Here is a 20,552-nt window from a genome sequence, read left to right as displayed (position 1 = left end):
TATCCGCGTCGACGAGAGTCCATTGATTCGACGGTCGCACCACTCCCGTTTTTACGCTCCACTCCTGAGGGACGATAATGGATCTACCGACGAGCCGTCGTACCTATCTCGCGACGGTGGGAGCCATCGGCTTCGGGGGAGCGCTGGCCGGCTGTCTCGGCGACGACGACACCGTCCTGGGCTCGCCCGAGGATCGGGACGCCGAAAGCGAGGCGCTTTCGTTTCCCGCACACGGCCAGCGACTCCCGGAGGTGACGCTGCCGTCTCCCCTGCACGACCGCGAGGTGACCACCACGGCGTTCGAGGGCGAGCGGGAGACGCTCGTGACGTTCGTGTTTACCCGGTGTTCGATGGTCTGTCCCGCACTCACCGGCAACCTGGCGCAAGTACAGGCCCATGCGACAGAGGAGGGTTTCGAGGGAGAGATCGCGCTGTTGCCGATCACGTTCGACCCGGTCTACGACACCCCCGAGGTACTTCGGGAGTACTCCGAGTACGTCGGCGCGGATCCGACGGCGGAGAACTGGCAGTTCCTCCGGCCGGAGTCCGAAGAGCGCGCCCGGGAGGTCGTCGCGGAGACGTTCGGGGTCGGATTCGAGAAAACCGACGCGTACACACCCGACGAAGTGAGCGACGAGATGGAGTTCGTCCACACCTCGGTCACGATCCTCGCGAACCGCGACGGGTTCGTCGAGCGGGGCTACAACCCCGGAGCGCCGTCGCCCGCACAGGTGATCGACGACCTCGACACCGTGAGGGAGGGATACCGGTGAAGCGACGGGAGGCGATCGCCGGCGTCGCGAGCCTCGGGGTCGTCGGCGCCGGCGGTGCGGTCGCGTTCCGGTCGCGGCTGTTCGAGAGGAACGACCGCATCGATCCCGTCGAGATCGAGACGATCGACGCGCCCGGAAGCGATGCCGGGACCGCGATCGTTCCCGATGCCGACCGGCCAACTGTCGTCGAGTTCTTCGCGACGTGGTGTACCGTCTGTGCCCGGATGATGCCCGACATCGCCGCGGTGGAGGCGGATTTCGGTGACGACGTGTGGTTCGTGTCTGTGACGAACGAGCCGATCGGCCACACGGTCACCCGGGAAGACGTTCGTGCGTGGTGGCGAGAACACGGCGGCGACTGGACCGTCGGATACGATCCCGACCTGGATCTGACGCGCGAACTCGACCTCTCCGACACCCCGACGACGATCCTCCTCGACGCGGACGGAAGAGTGCTGGAGACGGACCGGGGATACAAGTCGGAATCGGAACTGCGGTCGCTTGTCGAGGAGGCGTTCGGGATCGATCCATGACAGGGCTCGTCAGCGCACTCGGCGTGGCGGGTGTCGCGGGTGTTGCGACGTTCTTTTCGCCGTGTGCGTACGCGCTGCTCCCGGGCTACGTCGGGTTTTACGTCTCGGCGACCGGCGATCGCGGGCCGACGCTGTCGGGGGCTGCCGTCCGCGGTCTCGCGGCCGCAGCCGGCGCGGTGGGGATCGTCCTCGCGCTCGGCGTGCTCGCGGCGGCCGCCGGCGAGGCGGTCCGAACCTCCCTGCCGTTCCTCGAGGTCGGCGTCGGGATCGCGCTGATCGGATTCGGACTCGCCACGCTCCTCCGGGTGACTCCGGGGTGGCACATCCAGCTTCCCGGTCGTCGGGCGTCCGTTTCGGGGTTCGCGCTGTTCGGCGGCCTCTACGCCGCGGCGGCCGCCGGCTGTGTCGCTCCCGTCTTCTTCGGGGTCGTCGTCCAGTCGCTTTCGTTCACCACGACGGGGACGCTCGCCGTGTTTCTGGCGTACGCCGGTAGCCTCGGGCTGTTGCTCACGAGCGCGACGATCGCGATCGCGGTCGGATCCGGGGTCGGATTCGAACGTCTCGGCGATCGGCCGGCGCTCCTCCAGCGCATCGCCGGCGTGGTGCTTGTCCTGGCCGGACTCGGACAGCTGTACGTCGCATACGGGGGTAGCTTATGAACGCTTTGGCGTCGACGATTCTGCAGTTCGACGGATTCGACGGATTGGCCGGCGCGTTCGGCGGGGAGCTGGTGTTGTTTTTCCTGATCGGTTTGCTCGGCGGCGCACACTGTATCGGGATGTGCGGACCGCTGGTGACCATCTACGCCGGGCGGATGGACGAGCGAACCTCCGCACCCGGCGAACGGCTGACGGTCTTCGAGGTTCGACAGCACGGCCTTTTCAATCTCGGACGGGCAGCCAGCTACACCGCGATCGGAGCCGTCTTCGGCGCGATCGGCGGGCTGTTTTATCTCACGACCGGGACACTCACCGGGATCACCGACGCGATCCGTGGTTCAGTCGGGATCGTCGTCGGACTGTTCGTCATCGCCATCGGCGTCTACTATCTCGCCGGGCGATCGGCACCCGGCCTCCACCTCGGATTCGGCGGCAACCGCCTCGTGAGCGCGCTCACGACCCGTCTCGACCGTCTCGCGTCCGGACCGGGGATCGTCGGGCTGGGTGCGCTCCACGGGCTGCTCCCGTGTCCGATCCTCTACCCGGCGTATCTGTACGCGTTCGCTGCGGGGTCGGCGACCTCGGGCGGATTCGCGCTGGCTGCGCTCGGCCTCGGCACGATCCCGGCGGTGTTCCTCTACGGGACGCTCATCGAGGCGGTCGACCCGGCGCGACGGCGACAACTCCACCGCGTTCTGGGCGCGGCGTTTATCCTGCTCGGGTACATTCCTCTCCAGCACGGGCTGATGCTGTACGGAATCCACCTCCCGCATCCGGAGATTCCGTTCTATCAGCCGCTGGAGACGCCAGGACATGGCCACTGATCCCGCAACTCGAGCATCCACCCCCGACGACGGCTGTACGCTCTGCGGGCTCCCGACAGCGACGCCGCCGGTCAGCAACGACGGGGGGGAGCCGTTCTGCTGTCGCGGCTGTCGTGACGTGTACGACGCGCTCGGCGACGTCGACGGCGTCGACGCCGAAGACGTTCGCGAGCGTCGGGAGGGGAGGGTCCCCGACTCCGAACGTGGAGCCGACGGGTCGGACGACGGATCGATCACCGACGGCTACGACCGGAGCTTCTTCCGGGTCGACGGGATGCACTGTGTCACCTGCGAGTCGTTCGTCGAGTCGGTCGCCTGCGGGGCCGACGGAGTCGAAAACGCCCGGGCGAGCTACGTCACAGACACCGTCCGGGTCGATCACGATCCCGACGCCGTCAGTGACGAAGAACTCACAGACAGACTGACAGGGCTCGGCTACCGGGCGACCCCACGCGACGACGAGTTCGCGCGACGACAGGCGGAAAACACCGCCTTCATCCGGCTCGCTGTGGGGGTGCTGTTCGGGATGATGGTGATGTTCCAGTACGTCGTTCTCATCTACCCCACGTACTTCGACGGCCTGTTTTACGACGAGCGGACCGCCGAGTTCCTCGCGGAATCGATGGCCGCAACCGGGGGACGGTACCTGTTCGTCGTGATCGCGGTACTGACGACGATCGTGCTCGTCGTCGCCGGCAAACCCCTGTTGCGTGGGGCGTACGTCGCGATCAGGACCCGATCGCCGAACATGGATCTGCTGGTTTCGATCGCGGCGGTGAGCGCGTATCTCTACAGCCATCTGATCGTCGCGACCGGCGGCACCCACGTCTACTACGACGTCACGGTGGCGATCGTCGTCGTTGTAACGGTGGGACGCCACTACGAGTCGACGGCGAAAGCCCGCGCGACGGAACTGCTCTCGGAACTGTCGACGGTGCGGGTTCGCGAGGCCCGTCTGCTTCCCGACTCCGGGGACGGGACGAGGGACCCCGGCGAAACCGTCCCAGTCGAGGAACTCGCCGGCGGCGAACGCGTCCTCGTCCGGACGGGCGAGCGCGTTCCCGTCGACGGCACCGCCCTGGAGGGAACGGCCGCGGTCGACGAGGCGGTGATCACCGGCGAATCGCTCCCCGCGACGCGCAAGCCCGGGGACGCGGTCGTTGGTGGCTCGGTCGTCCGCGACGGCGCGCTGGTGATCGAGGTCGCGCCGGGCGGCGAAAGCGGCATCGACCGCCTCTCGGCGATGGTGTGGGACCTCCAGAGCTCCAACCGGGGCATCCAGAAGCTGGCGGACAAACTCGCGACGGTGTTCGTTCCGGTCGTTTTGGTCCTTGCGGCAGTCGTATTCATGGGTTACCTCGTGACGGGCGCAGGCGTCACCGCGGCACTGCTGGTCGGACTGACTGTGCTCATCGTGTCGTGTCCGTGTGCGCTCGGACTCGCGACCCCGCTTGCGACCGCGGCCGGGGTCAGGGAGGCGCTCGAACGCCGCCTCGTCGTGTTCGACGAAACCGTCTTCGAGCGGATCCACGGCGCCGAAACCGTCGTCTTCGACAAGACCGGGACGCTCACGACCGGGGAGATGGGCGTCCTCGAGTCGACGGGGCCGACGGAGGCGTTCGTGGCGGCGGCCGCCCTGGAACGTCGGTCCGGCCATCCGGTCGCTGCGGCGATCGTCGACGCCTTCGGGAGCGACGCTGGCTCCCCGGACGACCTCGCCTTCGACGGCGGAGCCACGGCATCGGAAACGGATACGGATACGGCCATGGGAACGGCGTCGGCCGGCGTCGACGACTACCGATCGCACGACGACGGCGTCACCGGTGTCGTCGACGGCGCCGAGGTGGCGGTCGGTCACCCCGACCTGTTCGACCGCCGCGGGTGGACAGTCCCCGAAGAGCTCACGTCGACCGCACAACGGGCCCGCGAGGCCGGTCGCGTCCCGGTGCTCGTCGGACGGGACGGCGCTGCGGAGGGCGTCGCGACCGTCGGTGACGAGTACAGACCGGGGTGGGAAGCCGCGATCGACCGGTTTGCAGAGCGGGGGGTCGAGGTCGTAGTGCTTTCCGGCGACGACTCCGCGGCCTCCGGGGCCCTCTCGGAACATCCGGGGATCGATCGGGTCTTCGCCGGCGTCCCCCCGGAGGGCAAAGCCGAGACGGTATCGCGCCTGCGTCAGCGAGGCCGGACGGTCATGGTCGGCGACGGCACCAACGACGCGCCGGCGCTTGCAAGCGCGGATCTCGGAATCGCCATGGGCGGTGGAACCGCGATGGCAGCCGACGCCGCCGACGTCGCGGTGCTCGAGGACGACCTCGAGAGCGTCGAAACCGTCTTCGATCTGGCGCAGGCGACAGACCGGCGGGTGAAAGGAAACGTCGGGTGGGCGTTCTGTTACAACGCGATCGCGATCCCGCTTGCGATATCCGGCCTGCTCAACCCACTTTTCGCCGCGCTTGCCATGGCGACGAGCAGTCTGCTCGTCGTGATCAACTCCTCGCGGGACCTCCTTTGAGGTCCGACAGCGGATCGTTCGGAGCCGCGTTTCCTCGACCGGTCTCAAAACCTGGGTATTCGCCGAACACATTTTTATCTGTGCCGGAAAGCTCTACCCAATGAGCACTGGTGCCTTCGTCTGTTCGTGTGTCGACACCTGCGAGCTGGATCTCGAGGCAGTGCGAAACGGGATCGACGGGGTCGACGTGATCGCGAGTTCCTCGCATCTCTGCGGCGAGGAGGGACTGCCGGCGATGCGGGAGGTGATCGCGGAGCACGAACTCGACGACTTGGTGATCACCTGCCCCGAGTCGTCGGTCCGGGCCGGCTTTCGCGAGTTCGCCGAGGGGATGGAGATCGAGAGGAACGCAGTTTCGTTCGTCGATCAGCGCGAAGGGGCCGGCTGGATCCACGCGGAAGCGGAGGCGACCGACAAGACGGCGCGGTTGATAAACGCCGTCGTGGCCGGCCGCGAGGTCGCCGCGGCCCGTGGGAGCAAGCGGACAGTCGAACGCGAGACCGGCTCCCGCGTCGCCGTGATCGGCGACCCGGACGCGGCCGCCGCGCTCCCGGCGGCGGCCGACGTCACCCTGTTTTCCGACGGCCGCGAACTCGCCTCGCGGGTCGACGACCTCGGAGACGTCCTCGTCGAACGCGGCCGTGTCGTCGGCGTCGACGGCCGGTTCGGCGACTTCACGGTGACCGTCGAGTCCCGCGTTACCGACGACTGCGTCTCCTGTATGGAGTGTGTTCGGGACGGGCCCGATGGGGCAATCACCCGGTATCCAGTCGACATCGCTCCCGACGCGCCGGACGGCGAGTGGACCGACTGCTGTCCGACCGACGCCATCGAGATGGACGGCGTTCGTCGGTCCGTCGAATTCGACCAGGTGGTGTATCCGGCGGGCGAATCCCGAACGCGTGGGCGGGAAGTCGGCTACCACACCGGGCCTGTCGACGCCGGCACCGTTCTGGCTGTCGAGTCGCTGTTGGACGGCATCGAGAAGCCGAAACATCTCGACCTGGAGATGGACGCCTGCGTCGCCGGCGACTCGGGACAGCCCGGCTGCAACGACTGCGTCGACGCGTGTCCACACGGTGCGATCGAACGGGCCGCCGTCGACGCCGTCGAGTTCTTCGAGGCGGCGTGTCTGAACTGCGGTGCGTGTACGAGCGCCTGTCCGACGGGGGCAGTACAGCTCGATGACCCCTCGAACGAAGGGATCGCACGCCGGGTGGAAGCGCTCGTTTCACCCACCGACGGCGGCTCCGGGGGCCCGGGCGACTGGCTGTTCGGAAGCGACGAGGAGGGGATCCACACGCCTGTCGTCGCGTTCGTCTGTTCGGAACGTGCTGCGGGTACGGTCCGCGAATACGGACAGCTGCAGGCGGCCGGTGAAACCGACGTCGACTATCCCCCATTGCTTCCAGTGTCGGTCGGCTGTACCGACACGGTCGGGGAAGCCCATCTCCTGCACACGCTCGCGGCGGGAGCGGACGGCGTCGCCGTCCTGGGCTGTGGGGACGACTGTCTTCACTCGGGACCCGACCCGACCGCCGAATTGGTCGAGCGATGTAACCAGGCTACTGCGGACCTGGGTCTCGGAGAGCGGTTCGCGTTCCTCTCGCCGTCGTCCGGTGCCACGGCAGAGTTCGCCGACTCCGTCAGGGAGTTCGTCTCCGCTCTGGATCCCTCGCCGATCCCGGCGGGAGAGCACGTTGCTACCGGGCGGCTCGACACAGTCGGGGGACAGTCGGGGGGAGATCCGCTGCCCGGCAAGACGGAAGACCGATACGATGGATCGACGCCGTCGTTTGCCAGCCACGCCTGGGCGCTCGAGTCGGTTCGGGCGATCACCGACCACGCCGACCCGAAGCGCGATCTCGTTCGGGGATTGAAGGACTTCGGATACATGGAGGTCGCCGAGGGCTGTACGCTCACGCCGACGTGTGCGACGCTTTGTCCCACCGACGCGATCCGCCGGAACATCGAAGCGGGGCGTCTCGAATTCAACCACGAACTGTGCGTGAACTGTGGCATCTGTGCGGAGGGCTGCATCGAGAACGTCCTCACGATGCACGACGGTCTCGACCGCTCGCTGTTGCCCGAAGACAGGGGCGGTGATCCGTGGATGACGGTGTACGAAGGTGAGGTAATGGAGTGTGCCGGCTGTGGGAAGCCGTTCGCCTCGGCCGCGTCGGCTGACGTAATGCGAGAACAGGTGGGTGATCTCGTGGGCGATCTCGGTCCGGGCGAGGAGGAAATCTTCGACTACTGTAGCGACTGTCGGTCGGGCTTGATGGCCATGCCGTCCGACCCCGAGCCGGGAGATCGGGACGAAGGGTAACGATTCGAGTCTCACTACTCCGCGTTCCGGACGGGTATCAGTCACAGAGCCACGAGACGTCGGGCGGTCCCAACGAGGCAGTTTCCGTTGTCACGCTCTTTATCCGTCGTCGTCTCCCCGGATCGACCGGATCCCCCGCCGCGCCCGGTCCGTAACGGCATAGCCTCGTCGCCCGTCGACGGTCGTCTCCTCGATTAGTCCGGCAGCGCGAAACTCCGAGAACGTTCCGTGGAGATCGGACTCACAGAGGTCGACCGCCCCGAGCAGCTCGCGGACCGAGACGCGCTCTCTGTCGACGAGTTCGACGAGCAACCCGAGCGCTTGCTCGTCGTGAACGGCCGTGAGCACCGCCCGCACTGGCTCCGGGACCGCCATCGCAGCGATCGAGAGCGGTGACTCCCCGGAGACGGGTTCCAGGGACGCGTTCGGCAAGTGGGTGGTTTCGCCGGTCGTCGGATCCCGAACGAGGCTGGAGTCGGAGGACTCACGCAGGAGCACGTACACCGTTCCCTCCTCGTCGCGAACTGTTCTCACGAGTTCGTCACCTCGTTGTCTGTGGGATCTTCCTCGTTCCAGTCGCGTGTGTCGTACTCCCGGTAGTACTGGTACGTCCGGAACCCGGCGACTGCGCCGACGAACACCAGCGCCCCGCCGATCCGACTCATTCCCTCGAAGTACCACACCATGACGCCGAGGCTGAACGCGAGCAGCGCCAGGTTGAGCGCGACGACGCTGGCGACGAACAGTCGGAGCAGGTCCGGATGGACCCCCTCGATCGCCCCTTGGAGCTGTTCGTCCGTGGCGTTCTTCCCGAAGGTCCGAACCGTCGGCGCTTCGGGAATCTCGACGGAACTGGGTTCGATGGAAACCGTCTCCTCGAGGTCGAACCGCTCTGGGGACTCGTCGGGTTCGTCGGCCGCTTCCTCCGTGCCGCCGGGTTCGGTCACTGCTCGCGGGTAGGTGGTCGTCGGGAAAAAGGGATTCGCTGTGAGCCTGTCGATACCGAGGCCCCGTTCGCGCCTACGCGCAGTTACCGAGGTCGAGCGCTCGCGTCGTCTCGACCCACGCGAGAGGGTTCTCCGCGTCGTAAAACACCACGTTCCCGTCGTCCTCGTACGCCTCCACGGTGTCGTCAGCCCACGCCGACAGTTCGGCGAGCGGCGACGGCGACCGATCCAGCTTCGACCCGTCGTCGGAATGCGTGGTCATGGTTCGGTGTTTGGTAATTGTTGGCACGATATAGGTCTTTCCGTCCCGGCATTAGATCCCTTTGCTCATCAGGTGGCTCCGGAGCACATCGGGTGTTTTTCCGCCCGATTCTGTGTTGAGCAACGCGATGTCCGCGTCGTCGTCGAACTGTGACGCGAGCTTCCAGGCGCCGGCGGCCGCCGCTCCCCCGCCTGGACCCATCTCGACGACGGTGGTCTGATTGATCGTCACTGCGCTCTCGAGGATCTCCTCGTCGTCGACGGTGACCGCACGGCCGCCGATCCGGTCGAGCGCCTCGAGTGCGGGCGGCCCGCCCTCGGGGGCGGGTATCTCGAGTTCTCCGACGATCGTGTCTGGAACCTCCCACGGCTCCGGCACCGCGAGCCCCCGCTCGTGGGCCGCAGCGATCGGCGCACAGCCGGAGGGTTGTACCGCTATCACCTCGGGGATCCGGTCGATCACGTCCAGGTCGGCGGCGAGTTCGAATCCACGGACCACGCCAACGAGGAGTTCGCCCGTTCCGGTCGGGACGAACACGGCGTCCGGCGCCGACCAGCCGCGGTCCGCGAGCAACTCGAGGGCGACTGTCTTGGCTGCCTCGTGACGGTACGGCGTCGCGAACTCCTGCAGCGAGTAGTAGTCGGTCGCGAGCCGTTCGTCGATCGCCTCCCGGGCATCGTCGTAGCGTCCCCCGACGACCTGCATCTCCCCGCCGTGGACGTTCACCATCGCCTTGTTCGCAAACGCACACCGAGACGGGACGAACGCGTGCAGGCGGAGGTCGGCTCGACCCGCGTACGCCGCCGCCGACTGTGCGGCGTTGCCGGCTGCGGCAAGCGCCAGCGGTTCGATATCCCGTTGGGTGGCGTGACCTGCGGCGGCGGTTACGGCGAGGCTCATTCCGCGATCGAGAACCGTCCCGGTGGGATTGCGGGACTCGTCTTTGATCTCCACGCTCGCGACATCGAGTTCGTCGGCGAGTCGATCGGCCGCGACGAGCGGCGTTCCCCCTTCGACTGCGCTCACCCGGTTCCGTCCGGAAAAGGGTAACACGGCTCCGAACGCCCACATGCCGTCCGCGTCCGGGTAGTGTTCCACCAGGTCGGTCCGGGAATCGACCGCCGAAAGGTCATACGCCGGGTCGAGCACCCCGTTACAGTCCGGGCAGCGTCCCGCAACGTCGGCGTCGTGGTCGGCACCGCAGTCGGTACACTCGAGTCCGGAAAACGCCTTCGTCGTCTCCATACTGGCCGTTCTCGCCCGCCCTACTAATCACTCGCTGTTTCGGGGTCCTCGCGGTCGCCGTCCCCGTCGGGTGCGTCACCGGAAGCCCCTCCGGGAGTTTCCTCGGCAGCACCTTCGGGTGTTTCCTCGTGAGTTTCCTCGGCAGCACCTTCGGGTGTTTCCTCGTGAGTTTCCTCGGCTACTTCGGCGTCAGAGATGTGCGCCTCGGCACTCACCGTTTCGACGTCGATGTCGAGTTCGGCGGCGACGGCGTTCAACAGCGCGCGCTGTTCGGCCATCTCGTTTTCGAGCCGCTTTACGCGGTCCGTCGTGTCGGTGACGCTTTCTTGGGTTGCCTGTACCTGCTCGCGGAGCTCGTTGAGCCGCTGATACATCTTTTCGGCCGTGTCCGCGAGCGTCTGGATCTTCTTTGCGGTTCCACCGAGTCCCATAGCCGTCGTATTTATTCCCCGCCCTTGAGTGCGTTCCGCTTGTTGTCTCCCTGTCGACGGAAGCGCCCCTTTGGCGTAGGGGACGAAACCACGCCGACCGACGGAGCCCTTTTTAGGGTACGCAGTCTGCATCAGGTATGAACGAAGGCCGGACGCGTATTTTGCTGACGAACGACGACGGCATCGACAGCGTCGGATTCCGGGCGCTGTACGACGGTCTCTCTCGAGTAGCGGACGTGGTGGCGGTCGCTCCCCGGAACGACCGGAGTTCGGTCGGCCGGACGATGTCACACGAGGTGCCGGTCGAGGAACACGAACTCGGCTACGCGATCGAGGGGACGCCAGCCGACTGTACGGTCGCGGGACTGGAGGTGCTCTGTCCCGACGTGGATCTGGTCGTCGCGGGCTGTAACAAGGGGGCGAACATCGGTGCGTACACGCTTGGTCGGTCGGGGACGGTCTCTGCCGCGGTCGAGGCGGCGTTCTTCGAGGTGCCGGCGATGGCCGTCTCGCTTTACATCCCTGTCTCCGACGACTGGGAGGAACTGGCGACCGAGCCCGAAGACTTCAGGGAACCCGTCGAGATCGCCACGTTTCTGGCGGAACACGCGATCGACGCCGGCGTGTTCGAACACGCCGATTATCTCAACGTCAACGCCCCGTACAACACGGCCGAACAGTCCGACGTGGACTCCGAGGGCGGTACGGATGATCGCCTTCCCGTCGAAATCACCCGCCCCTCGCGGCTGTACGACATGACTGCCGAACGAAACGGGGATTCGATTCGACTCCGAGACCGCATCTGGGAGCGAATGGCCGACGGAACGCTCCCCGAACCCGAGGGGACGGACCGACACGCCGTCATGAACGGCCGGGTGTCGGTTTCGCCGCTCTCCGCACCGCACACGACCGAGCGCCAGGGAACACTCGCCGAGGTTCTCGAGGCGTACGGCTCCGCGGTGTAGCCCAGCAGATCACTCGTCTACCATTTCCTCGAACTCTGGCAGGAGATCGTCATCTCCGTCGTCGTCTCCGTGGTCATCTCCGTCGTCGGTCCCGTCGGTCCCGTCGTCCGAACTGCCGTTTTCGGGGCCCTCTCCGTCTGATTCGTCGTCTCCGTCGTCTCCGTCGTCTCCGTCGGATCCGTCGTTCTCGCTTTCCGTCTCTTCGTTTTCCGAGTCCTCTTCGGACGGGATCTCCTCCACCTCGAGCACCGTGAGGGGGATGTTTCGGAGCCGCTGTCCGATCTCCTTGCGCGCGATGCGGCTCGCGTGTTCCTCCCGTTCGACGTTGAACACGGTCATCTCCAGTTCCAGTGCGACCAGCGCCTCGTCGGCGGCGATGAACGCCGGTGGCAACGACTCTCCCTCGGGGGAGGTCCGCTCGCCCATGTTGATCTCCACGTAGTTGAGATCCGGGTTCAACATCTCCCCCGTCTTGGAGATGGCGATCCGGATCGCCTCGTCGGGCGTTTCCACGTCGTACACCGGCACTGCAGCTTCGACGACGACTCGACAGTCCATAGTGTTCGATACTACTATGTGATGATGTATGAAGGTTCGCCCGCGAACGAGGGCGGTGTTCGGATATGGATTGAAGAGCGGGTCGTGATGTTTTCAAATCTTTTTATTATCATAAATATTATAATAGTTTATAAATATCAATATCTAAATTATTTATATAATAATAAATTTCAATATTGTAGTCATTTTTATATGTAGTATTATACGTGCAGCAGGTACTGTTCATAACTGGCTTCACGAGGTTGAGCTATAGACCCCTTGATGGACATATCATACACGCGTTGCTGTTGACGAAACCGTAGGTCGACCCAACGATGGACAGTACTGGCTGTAAGCCGTTGTCGAACCGACAGTAACGAATTGGTGCATACACAGCACGAGGCGAAGACAGACGACAAACAGACAGACAGTGTACGTGCAATCATTTTTCTTGCCGCTCTCACGAGGATCACGACGTTGACGACACCGTGTTTCTCTTCGACAAATTGTGTCCGTTTAATTACTCTTGTTCTCGGCACTACCTTAGCCCACAAGTCGAACGTCACGGATATTATATCTTTCAAACATATAATATATAGTGATATTATAAAAGTATTTAATTTTATATTATATAATTATACCTATACTAATACGGCTTTTGAAAACATAGTGTGACTCCGAAGGCCACCTGAAACGAAGGGGAGGGGGAAAAGACGAACCGAGCAGTAGATTCAAACCCCAATGGATCGATCATTCGAACGATGCTCCGAACCAAGGGTCCACTCCTCACTGTAGATCTGTCCGTGAGGGATCACACGACCGAACGGATTGACGACGTACTGGACGAGTTCATCGGCGGTCGCGGGGTCGCGACGCGGCTGGCCCACGAACGGATTCCCTTCGACGCCGATCCACTGGGCCCGGACAACAGGCTCTACTTCACAACCGGTCCCCTCCAGCAATCCGAAATGAGCTTCACCGGTCGAACGAATGCGACCGCCGTATCGCCGCTAACTGATGGGCTCGCGTCTTCGAACGCCGGCGGGTTCGTCTCCCGTCCGTTTGTGGAGACGGGGTACGGCGCCGTCGAGTTCGCCGGCGAAAGCGACGAACTGCTCGTCATCCACGTCACCGACGACGGCGTCGAGTTCGATCCAGCCCCGGAACTCGAAGGCGCGCGCGTCCCGGAGGTCACCGAGTACGTGCGGTCGACGCGAGATCTCGACGCCGAACACATCGTCGCCATCGGGCCGGCCGGCGAGAACCAGGTCAGGTTCGCCTCGATCATGACCTCCGAGAGCCGCGCGTTCGGGCGGGGAGGCCTCGGGGCGGTGATGGGGGCGAAGAATCTGAAGGCGGTCACGTTCGAGGGCGACTCCGCACCGGACGTCGAGGTCCCGGACGTGCAAGCGGAGATCCACCGGGAGGCCGCCGAAAGCGACAGCATCATGAAACGCCAGGGGACGACGTCGGTGACGGACCTCGCAAACGAAGTCGAGGGGATGCCCACTCGCTACTGGTCGGAGAAACAGTTCGAGGGGATCGAAGGGATCAACGGCGACGCCGTTGAGGCGAAAAAACACAAACGCGGCACCTGTTCGCGGTGTGCCTTCGCCTGCAAGCTTCCCACCCGCGACGAGGAAACTGGTCTCGAGACCGAGGGTCCGGAGTTCGAGACGATCATGGCGTTCGGCTCGAACCAGGGCGTTGACGACGTCGTCGACGTGATGCAGTCGAACGAACTGTGTGATCAGCTGGGGATGGACACCATCTCGTGTGGCAACACGATCGCGGCGTATCTCGAAAGCGAGGACGCCTTCGGCGACGTCGAGTTGGTCCACGAACTCGTCGAGAAGATTGCCCATCGCGAAGGGATCGGCGACACGCTCGCGGAGGGGATCGCCCGGTGTCACGAGGAACTGGGTGTCGGCAACTGGACGGTGAAAGGGCTGGACTTTGCGGCCCACGAGGGTCGGACACTGCACGGCCAGGGGCTCGCGTACGCGGTCGCCAACCGGGGCGGCGACCACATGTACTCCACCTTCTACGCGTGGGAGTACCCGCTGGTCGACGAGGCGGATGCGTTCCCCCCGGAGGGACTCGACGGGAAAGCGCCGGCGGTCGCCACCCAGGAGAACATGCGCGCCCTCGAGGACTGTGGCGTCATCTGTCGGTTCTCCCGAGGGATGATCGCCGAGCATCCCGAGCGGCTCGAGGCGCTGTTCGACGCGGAGCTTTCGGACCTGCAGTCTGTCGGCGATCGGGTGGTCACACTCGAGCGCGACTTCAACAACCGGCGGGGGTTCGACCGCGAGGACGACACGCTCCCGTACGTCGACCAGCTCGAGGGGTTCGAGAACGCGCTCAACGAGTACTACGATGCGCGTGGCTGGAACGACGACGGGACCGTCCCCGAACAGCAAGTCAACGCCATCTACGGGTAGGTTCCGTCGCTCCCCTTAGAAGTGGGTCATCTATCCTGACGGTTGTCGGTCGTTACCGGGCGATCGGAACATCGGAAGGCCGATCCACCGGGAACTAACTACATCCTCCTTTCTCAGTCGGCAGTCACGATCTCGATTTCGTGGCCGTCCTGGTCCTTCGTGAACGCGTAGTTGTAGTCACAGGATTCGGGGTCCCGATAGTCCTCAGCCTCCCGCAACATTAGGTCCTCCCACGCATCCTCGAGATCGTCGACGCGGACGGCGAGATGACCCCACGCGTCGCCCATCGTGTACGTACGGTCGTCGTAGTTGTACGTGAGTTCGACTGCCATCTCCTCGGGGGCGGCGTCGAGTGGCTCCATGAAGTAGTTCGCGAACGTGTCCGCCTCCCACCGCTTCCCGTTGTACGCGTATTCGAGCTTCCTGGTCCACCACCCGAGGGCCTCGTCGGGGTCCTCGATGCGGATCATGGTGTGATCCAGGCTCCACTGGGCGCCGTGGTCGCGCTCGACGATCTCGATTTCGTGCCCGTCGGGGTCTTTCACGAACGCGTAATTGTACCCGCAGGATTCGGGATCCCGGTAGTCTTCGACTCCCTGATCCATCAGTCGCTCGTAGGCGTCCTCGAGGTCGTCGACGCGGACGGCGATGTGTCCCCACGCGTCCCCCATCGTGTAGCTTCGACCGTCGTGATTGTACGTCAATTCGAGTTTCGCTGCGTCCTCGTGCATGTCTTCCGGGCCGAGGAAGACGTTCGTAAAGGTGTCCGCCTCCCAGCGCCCCTTCTCCTCGTAATCGAGGTGTGTCTTGTACCAGTCCAGAGATTCGTCTAGATCCTCAACGCGGATCATCACATGGTCGAGCGTTCCCATGTCAATGCAGTCTCCTCACGACGTCAAAAACGTACCGGCTCCCCTGGAATGACGCTACTGCTGAGGATATCAATTTTAAGCCAACGAATCACCGTACTATTATGGTAACTAACTCCTGTCAGCGAATTGTAATACAAATTTCGGGCTAATTCGACATCTGAGAGCGTTTCTGGCTCACGGTTCTGATTAACTGCGTACTCGATTGCATCGGTCATACTCTCGAGACCATTCTCCGGCACTAATTCGGCGAGGGCACGGCTATCTCTTCTACTCTCGTGAGCGAGTGCATTCCCGATCGACAGGGCCCTCACGACTGGTTTAGAATAACGGAACGTTACAACTCTATGTGTGTGATTGGCTATTGATCGTTTAGCAAACGGGGGTGGACACGTAATATATGTGTAAATATTTACCACTAGACAGTACAATTGCTAGGGCGGCGACGAGTCCCTCAGGATCCGTTTCCACGACCGGCGGCATCCGCGTTCCCTGCGGGGCGCTCGCGGTCACCGCGTTGATGAACGTTTTCTTCCGGTCGGTCGCCATCTCCAGGTCGGCGTGTTCGAAATCGGCCAGTCCGACGGCCGTGAGGTTGCGGTCGGAGGCGTCGGTGAGCGATCGCACGTAAATTCGTCCGATATCCGGGCGTTCAGGCGGGGGTTCGTACGCGATGTGGAGACTGAAACAAATCCACAACCCGATGAGAAGTAAGTAGCAAAATTATTATATACATTACTATTATATATGACTGAGAATATCTCCGAAGTTATTGGTGTTGAAGTCCATAGTTCACCAGTTCCAACTGGCTTCCCGACAGTTATTTACGCCTAACGATCGACACCACCCGACTAACGTTGCCGCTGATGAGACCGTGATTCGACTCGTGACGAACAGTACCGGCTGTACGCCGCTGTCGATTTTGATATTACTGAATTGGTGCTGATCGGTTATGAGGTTCCTTAATAGCGGACTCGTAAAGGGACTCACGACGCTCCACGAAAGTAATGACGTATCCACGCTGGAGTTCTCATCGACGGCTCGCAATCGTTGAAAGATGCCTGATCTCACCACGATTACTATCCGCATCTCGAACGCCACAGAGACCGCGACTCAAAAAACATCAGATAAGTGGTAGTAAGATATATTTATTTGACTTCTGATTATATTTCCCCGTCCACGTAGAAACTGCTCACGAGTGGTTATACGGACTCCATCCGCACGGGAACAGCTTGTCCAAACACGCCGGTTTAGACATGCCAAATTATTTATTTAGGGAATTGGTATTACCGGTATGGCGCTCTCTCGTCGGGTCCAACACGACGAGTATCCCGACTGGATACTCGCGTTCGGCCCGTTCTTCGTCCTCGCGATTCTCGTTACGGCTATCTACGGAGTGGTTTCGCTCGTGGGCGTCGACTGGCTCGCAGCGACAGAGACGCTCGACGTTCTCGTGGTGTTGACGGGGATCGGATTCGTCGCCGGCATTCTCCCGGTCATAGTGGGGATGCTCTGGTTTCCGTATTTCCGGCGGCTGGATCTGGGGTGGATCCACGCGGTGTTGGCGTTCTCGGCGGGGATCCTCGCGTACATCGCCGTCGAGATGGCCCTTGAAGCGGTCGGGTTCGCCGCGGAAGTTCCGACGCCGTTCGTCGGCGAATCGGTCGCGATCGGGGCCGTGCTCGTCACCGTGGCGACGATGGAGCTCGCAAGCCGATGGCGGAGCCGAAAGACTGCGTCGGTTTCGGGTGACGGCCTCAGGGTCGCGTATCTGGTCGCTATCGGCCTGGGACTCCACAGTATCGGCGAGGGGCTCGCGATCGGGAGCGCGTACGTCCTCGGAGATGTCGGACTCGTGGCGCTTTTGACGCTCGGGTTCATCATCCACAACGTCACCGAGGGACCGGCCGTCATCGCCGCACTGGCTCGCGAACAGGAAACACCCCCGCTGCGTCACTTCGCCGCGCTGGGCCTGCTCGCCGGCGGCGGCGTCATCCTCGGCGGCTGGATCGGCAGCTTCGTGGATTCGGCGCTGGTCGCGACCCTCTTTTTCGCCATCGCGTTCGGCGCGATCGTGCAGGTCCTCTGGGAAATGGCCGAGCTCATCACGTCGGAGGTGGAGTCGCTTGTCACCCGCAGGACGTCGCTCGGATTCGTCGCTGGGCTCGCTGTGCTGTTCCTCCTCGAGGAAGTGATCGTCGACGGACTCCTCTTATAAGGAGACGTGGTTCAATTTCGTCGGTCCACGCGAAGCAGCACGACACCCAGGACCAACAGGATCACGGTGCCGAGCGGAATCGGGTACTCCGGAATGCCCAGACTGTATCGGAGGTACGCAGCCCCGACGAACAGCACGCCGGCGAGCACCAGCAGCGCGCCGATGAGCCGGACCGGGTCGACGGGACCCGATTCGACGGCCGCTTCGCGGAGATAGTACACTCCCGCGACGGCCGCCGCCGCGAGGACGACGATTGCCGCCACTCCCCACAGCTGGTAGGCGACAGCAACGCTTTCGCCGGCCTGGAGCCGGATCGCGGCGGGCACCGACTGGATCCCGAGGCCGTTCAGTTCGGGGATCGCAAACCCCCAGCCGTACTGTACCTCGAATAGCGGAAACCGGACGGCGAGGAACCGCCCGTCGAACACGCGCTCGCTGAGCGCCACGTTCCACGGGATGAATACCGCGAGCCACGCCGAGACCACCGCGAGTTCCCCCGCGTACTCCGATCGAACCCACATGCGACTGTCCGTACTGGCGTGTCCCGGGAACTTAAAACGGTACGGAGACGGATCCGCCGGGCGTCCCCGATCTCGCGTGCGGCCGAACGGATGGTTTCAAGTCTCGGGACGGAAAACCCGCGTGCATGCAACCGGGAGATCGTGTCCGCGTCGAACGCGGGGGCGTCACAAACGAAGGGGTACTGTTGCCCTCGACGACCGAGACGTATCTGGTGGTAAAGCTCGACGGGGGCTACAACGTCGGAATCGACCGCGAGGAGGCGTCCGTCGAGGTCCTCGAATCTGGAGTTCACGACATCGACGGGAACGGCGCCGGTGACGACGAGGTGTCCGAAATCGAGTTCGAAGGCGAGCTTCCGACGATCTCGCTGATCTCGACGGGCGGGACGATCGCCTCGACGGTCGACTATCGGACTGGTGCAGTCACCGCGCAGTTCGACGCAGAGGACGTCCTCCGGGCGGTTCCGGAACTCGCCGGGCGGGCCAACTACCGCGGGCGAGTGGTCGCGAACATCCTCTCGGAGAACATGGAGGTGCCGATCTGGCAGGAACTCGCGCGGGCTGTCCACGAGGAAATCGAAGCCGGGGCGGACGGCATCGTGGTCATGCACGGTACCGACACGATGCAGTTCACCGCGTCGGCGCTGTCGTTCATGCTCGAGACGCCGGTACCGATCGTGTTCACGGGCAGCCAGCGGTCGGCCGACCGGCCCTCCTCGGACAACGTGATGAACGCGGTCTGCTCGGTGGAGGCCGCAAAGGCCGATCACGCCGAGGTCCTCGTCTGCATGCACGCGAGCGCCTCCGACGACGTCTGTGCGCTCCACCGTGGCACCCGGGTCCGGAAGAACCACACCTCCCGCCGGGACGCCTTCGACACCGTCGGCGCCACCCCCCTCGGGGAAGTCGACTACGAGGCGGCTATCGAGGAGGGAGCAGACGGGGATGTCGCCGATGAGGCGATCACCTTTCGGCGCGACTACCGGGAACGCGGGTCGGTCGAACTCTCGCTGTCGCCGGAGCTGGAACCCGGCGTCGAACTGGTGAAGTTCACCCCGGGAATGGATCCGGCCGCCTGGGAGTATCTCGACGACAAAGACGGCGTCGTCGTCGAGGGCACCGGACTCGGTCACGTCCACACGGATCTCATTCCGCGGCTCGAAGAGTTAGCTGACGACGGCACCGCCGTCGTGATGACCAGCCAGTGTCTCGAGGGTCGCGTCTGCGACCGCGTTTACGACACGGGACGGGACATCCTCGATGCGGGCGTGATCGAGGGCGGCGACACGCTTCCGGGAACCGCGAAGGTGAAGCTGATGTGGGTACTCGCAAACGTCGGCGGCGACGCCGTCGCGCCCGAGTCGGTCGCCGAGGCGATGCGGACGGATCTCGCCGGCGAACTGACCGCGGAATCACAGCCGTGGCGGTGACTGGGAGAATCGAGCAATGACTGATCGCGACGAAACTCCGACCGCCGATCTCGACGTCACCGTCAGGCAAGCCAAACCGGACGACGAGGACGCAGTCGTCGCATTCACGGCAGACACCTGGAGCGACAGGGACGCCTCCGATTACATTCCCCGGGTGTTCTCGGAGTGGGTCGAGACCGACGGACCGACCCAGCGCACGTTCGTCCTCGACGTCGAGGACGATGCTGGCGGCGACCAGGACGTCGCCGGGATCTGTCAAGGCGTGTTGCTCTCGGATCACGAGGCCTGGGCGCAGGGAATGCGCGTGAATCCCGATTACCGCGGCATGGGAATCTCGCGGCTGCTCACCGACGCAATTTTCGAGTGGGCTCGCGATCGGGGAGCGACGGTGATTCGGAACATGGTGTTCTCCTGGAACGTGGCCGGACTCGGCCAGTCCCGGGCGGCCGGATTCGATCCCTGCACGGAGTTCCGCTACGCGAGGCCGGATCCCGACGCCGACGCCGAGCCGGCGCTTTCGGTCGGCGCCGACGCGGCCGGCGCCTGGACGTTCTGGGGCCAGTCGGAGATCAGGACCCACCTCTGTGGGCTCGCCATGGACGACAGCGAATCGTGGGCGCTCTCGGAGCTTACGCCCGAAAAACTGCAGACCGCAGCTGCGGAGGACCGTCTGTTTACGGTTCACGATCGGGGCGTCCGCGGGTTCACCTATCGGGATCGGACGTTCGAGCGAGAGAACGAAGACGGTGAGACGGAGGAGTGGGCGCTATACGCCGTCGGTGCGTGGGACACCTCGAAGGCGGCAGCGTCCCTGTTTGCGGCCGTGGCCCGGGATGCGGCAACCGTCGGCGTCGACAACGTTCGCGTGATGATCCCGGAGGGAGTCGAGTGGATCAGCGACGTCGCCGCCGCACGCGTGCCTGTCGCTGCCGAGCCCGACTTCGTGATGGCTGCCGATCTGACCGATCCGGCACTCGTGCCGGAAGACGGCCGCCTGTAGGCGTCTCTGGGGCGTATCGCACCCCCGATGGCTGGGTTTTTACACGTTCG

General features: G+C 64.0%; 20 protein-coding genes. 11 read left to right on the top strand and 9 right to left on the bottom strand.

Annotated elements, in window-relative coordinates; translation table 11 throughout:
- Positions 1-77 precede the first annotated feature (77 nt).
- The 6 genes from AArcSl_RS12955 (at position 78) to AArcSl_RS12930 (ending at position 7,633) form a co-directional block, all read left to right on the top strand.
- Positions 78-773, top strand: a complete 696-nt coding sequence (locus AArcSl_RS12955) for an SCO family protein (RefSeq protein WP_119820036.1) — start codon at positions 78-80, stop codon at positions 771-773.
- The gene (locus AArcSl_RS12950; protein WP_119820033.1) at positions 770-1,306 is read left to right on the top strand and encodes a TlpA family protein disulfide reductase; all 537 of its coding nucleotides are present in this window, start codon (positions 770-772) and stop codon (positions 1,304-1,306) included. The genes AArcSl_RS12955 and AArcSl_RS12950 overlap by 4 nt, the downstream gene beginning before the upstream one ends.
- Positions 1,303-1,965, top strand: coding sequence for a cytochrome c biogenesis protein CcdA (locus AArcSl_RS12945; protein WP_119820030.1), 663 nt, complete (start codon positions 1,303-1,305; stop codon positions 1,963-1,965). Before AArcSl_RS12950 ends, AArcSl_RS12945 begins: the two co-directional genes overlap by 4 nt.
- Positions 1,962-2,789 carry a sulfite exporter TauE/SafE family protein gene (locus tag AArcSl_RS12940; protein WP_119820028.1) on the top strand — a complete coding sequence of 276 codons (828 nt, stop codon included), beginning with the start codon at positions 1,962-1,964 and terminating at the stop codon, positions 2,787-2,789. Before AArcSl_RS12945 ends, AArcSl_RS12940 begins: the two co-directional genes overlap by 4 nt.
- On the top strand, positions 2,779-5,304 hold the full coding sequence (locus tag AArcSl_RS12935; protein ID WP_119820025.1) for a heavy metal translocating P-type ATPase: 2,526 nt from the start codon (positions 2,779-2,781) through the stop codon (positions 5,302-5,304). Before AArcSl_RS12940 ends, AArcSl_RS12935 begins: the two co-directional genes overlap by 11 nt.
- Positions 5,305-5,404: 100 nt before the next feature.
- The gene (locus AArcSl_RS12930) at positions 5,405-7,633 is read left to right on the top strand and encodes a hydrogenase iron-sulfur subunit (RefSeq protein ID WP_119820022.1); all 2,229 of its coding nucleotides are present in this window, start codon (positions 5,405-5,407) and stop codon (positions 7,631-7,633) included.
- A 99-nt stretch (positions 7,634-7,732) separates the two neighbouring features.
- Here AArcSl_RS12930 and AArcSl_RS12925 read toward each other — a convergent pair whose 3' ends face one another.
- The 5 genes from AArcSl_RS12925 to AArcSl_RS12905 form a co-directional block, all read right to left on the bottom strand.
- Positions 7,733-8,167 (bottom strand): DUF7346 family protein, encoded by a 435-nt coding sequence (locus AArcSl_RS12925; RefSeq protein ID WP_119820018.1) that lies wholly within the window; start codon positions 8,165-8,167, stop codon positions 7,733-7,735.
- A complete protein-coding gene (locus tag AArcSl_RS12920) occupies positions 8,164-8,580 on the bottom strand; it encodes a DUF7322 domain-containing protein (protein WP_119820015.1) in 417 nt (138 codons plus the stop codon). Before AArcSl_RS12920 ends, AArcSl_RS12925 begins: the two co-directional genes overlap by 4 nt.
- A gap of 73 nt (positions 8,581-8,653) precedes the next feature.
- Positions 8,654-8,842 (bottom strand): DUF7331 family protein, encoded by a 189-nt coding sequence (locus AArcSl_RS12915; RefSeq protein WP_119820012.1) that lies wholly within the window; start codon positions 8,840-8,842, stop codon positions 8,654-8,656.
- A gap of 51 nt (positions 8,843-8,893) precedes the next feature.
- Positions 8,894-10,087 carry a threonine synthase gene (locus AArcSl_RS12910; RefSeq protein ID WP_119820009.1) on the bottom strand — a complete coding sequence of 398 codons (1,194 nt, stop codon included), beginning with the start codon at positions 10,085-10,087 and terminating at the stop codon, positions 8,894-8,896.
- Between the two features lie 23 nt (positions 10,088-10,110).
- Positions 10,111-10,518, bottom strand: coding sequence for a DUF5798 family protein (locus AArcSl_RS12905; protein WP_119820006.1), 408 nt, complete (start codon positions 10,516-10,518; stop codon positions 10,111-10,113).
- Between the two features lie 137 nt (positions 10,519-10,655).
- On the opposite strand from AArcSl_RS12905, the gene surE reads away from it, so the two are divergent.
- Positions 10,656-11,483 carry a 5'/3'-nucleotidase SurE gene (gene surE, locus AArcSl_RS12900; RefSeq protein ID WP_119820003.1) on the top strand — a complete coding sequence of 276 codons (828 nt, stop codon included), beginning with the start codon at positions 10,656-10,658 and terminating at the stop codon, positions 11,481-11,483.
- Between the two features lie 9 nt (positions 11,484-11,492).
- Here the strand turns inward: surE and AArcSl_RS12895 are convergent, their stop codons facing one another.
- Entirely contained in the window at positions 11,493-12,041 is a 549-nt protein-coding gene (locus AArcSl_RS12895; protein WP_119820000.1) for a DUF555 domain-containing protein, read from the bottom strand.
- 740 nt (positions 12,042-12,781) lie between these two features.
- Here AArcSl_RS12895 and AArcSl_RS12890 point away from each other — a divergent pair.
- Positions 12,782-14,464, top strand: coding sequence for an aldehyde ferredoxin oxidoreductase family protein (locus AArcSl_RS12890; protein WP_119819997.1), 1,683 nt, complete (start codon positions 12,782-12,784; stop codon positions 14,462-14,464).
- A 113-nt stretch (positions 14,465-14,577) separates the two neighbouring features.
- Here the strand turns inward: AArcSl_RS12890 and AArcSl_RS12885 are convergent, their stop codons facing one another.
- Positions 14,578-15,336, bottom strand: coding sequence for a VOC family protein (locus AArcSl_RS12885; RefSeq protein WP_119819994.1), 759 nt, complete (start codon positions 15,334-15,336; stop codon positions 14,578-14,580).
- 369 nt (positions 15,337-15,705) lie between these two features.
- The gene (locus tag AArcSl_RS12880; RefSeq protein ID WP_119819991.1) at positions 15,706-15,960 is read right to left on the bottom strand and encodes a hypothetical protein; all 255 of its coding nucleotides are present in this window, start codon (positions 15,958-15,960) and stop codon (positions 15,706-15,708) included.
- Positions 15,961-16,627: 667 nt separating this feature from the next.
- Here AArcSl_RS12880 and AArcSl_RS12875 point away from each other — a divergent pair.
- Positions 16,628-17,551 (top strand): ZIP family metal transporter, encoded by a 924-nt coding sequence (locus tag AArcSl_RS12875; protein WP_119819988.1) that lies wholly within the window; start codon positions 16,628-16,630, stop codon positions 17,549-17,551.
- Between the two features lie 11 nt (positions 17,552-17,562).
- Here the strand turns inward: AArcSl_RS12875 and AArcSl_RS12870 are convergent, their stop codons facing one another.
- On the bottom strand, positions 17,563-18,072 hold the full coding sequence (locus tag AArcSl_RS12870; protein WP_119819985.1) for a DUF7549 family protein: 510 nt from the start codon (positions 18,070-18,072) through the stop codon (positions 17,563-17,565).
- Positions 18,073-18,197: 125 nt separating this feature from the next.
- Between AArcSl_RS12870 and gatD the strand changes: the two genes are divergently transcribed.
- Together gatD and AArcSl_RS12860 are read left to right on the top strand one after the other, a co-directional pair.
- Positions 18,198-19,502 (top strand): Glu-tRNA(Gln) amidotransferase subunit GatD, encoded by a 1,305-nt coding sequence (gene gatD / locus AArcSl_RS12865; protein ID WP_119819982.1) that lies wholly within the window; start codon positions 18,198-18,200, stop codon positions 19,500-19,502.
- Between the two features lie 16 nt (positions 19,503-19,518).
- Positions 19,519-20,502, top strand: coding sequence for a GNAT family N-acetyltransferase (locus AArcSl_RS12860; protein ID WP_119819979.1), 984 nt, complete (start codon positions 19,519-19,521; stop codon positions 20,500-20,502).
- Positions 20,503-20,552: the final 50 nt, after the last annotated feature.

It is taken from the genome of Halalkaliarchaeum desulfuricum, from assembly GCF_002952775.1.
GTDB classification, from domain to species: Archaea; Halobacteriota; Halobacteria; order Halobacteriales; family Haloferacaceae; genus Halalkaliarchaeum; species Halalkaliarchaeum desulfuricum.
This window is presented reverse-complemented; position numbering and strand designations above follow the sequence as displayed.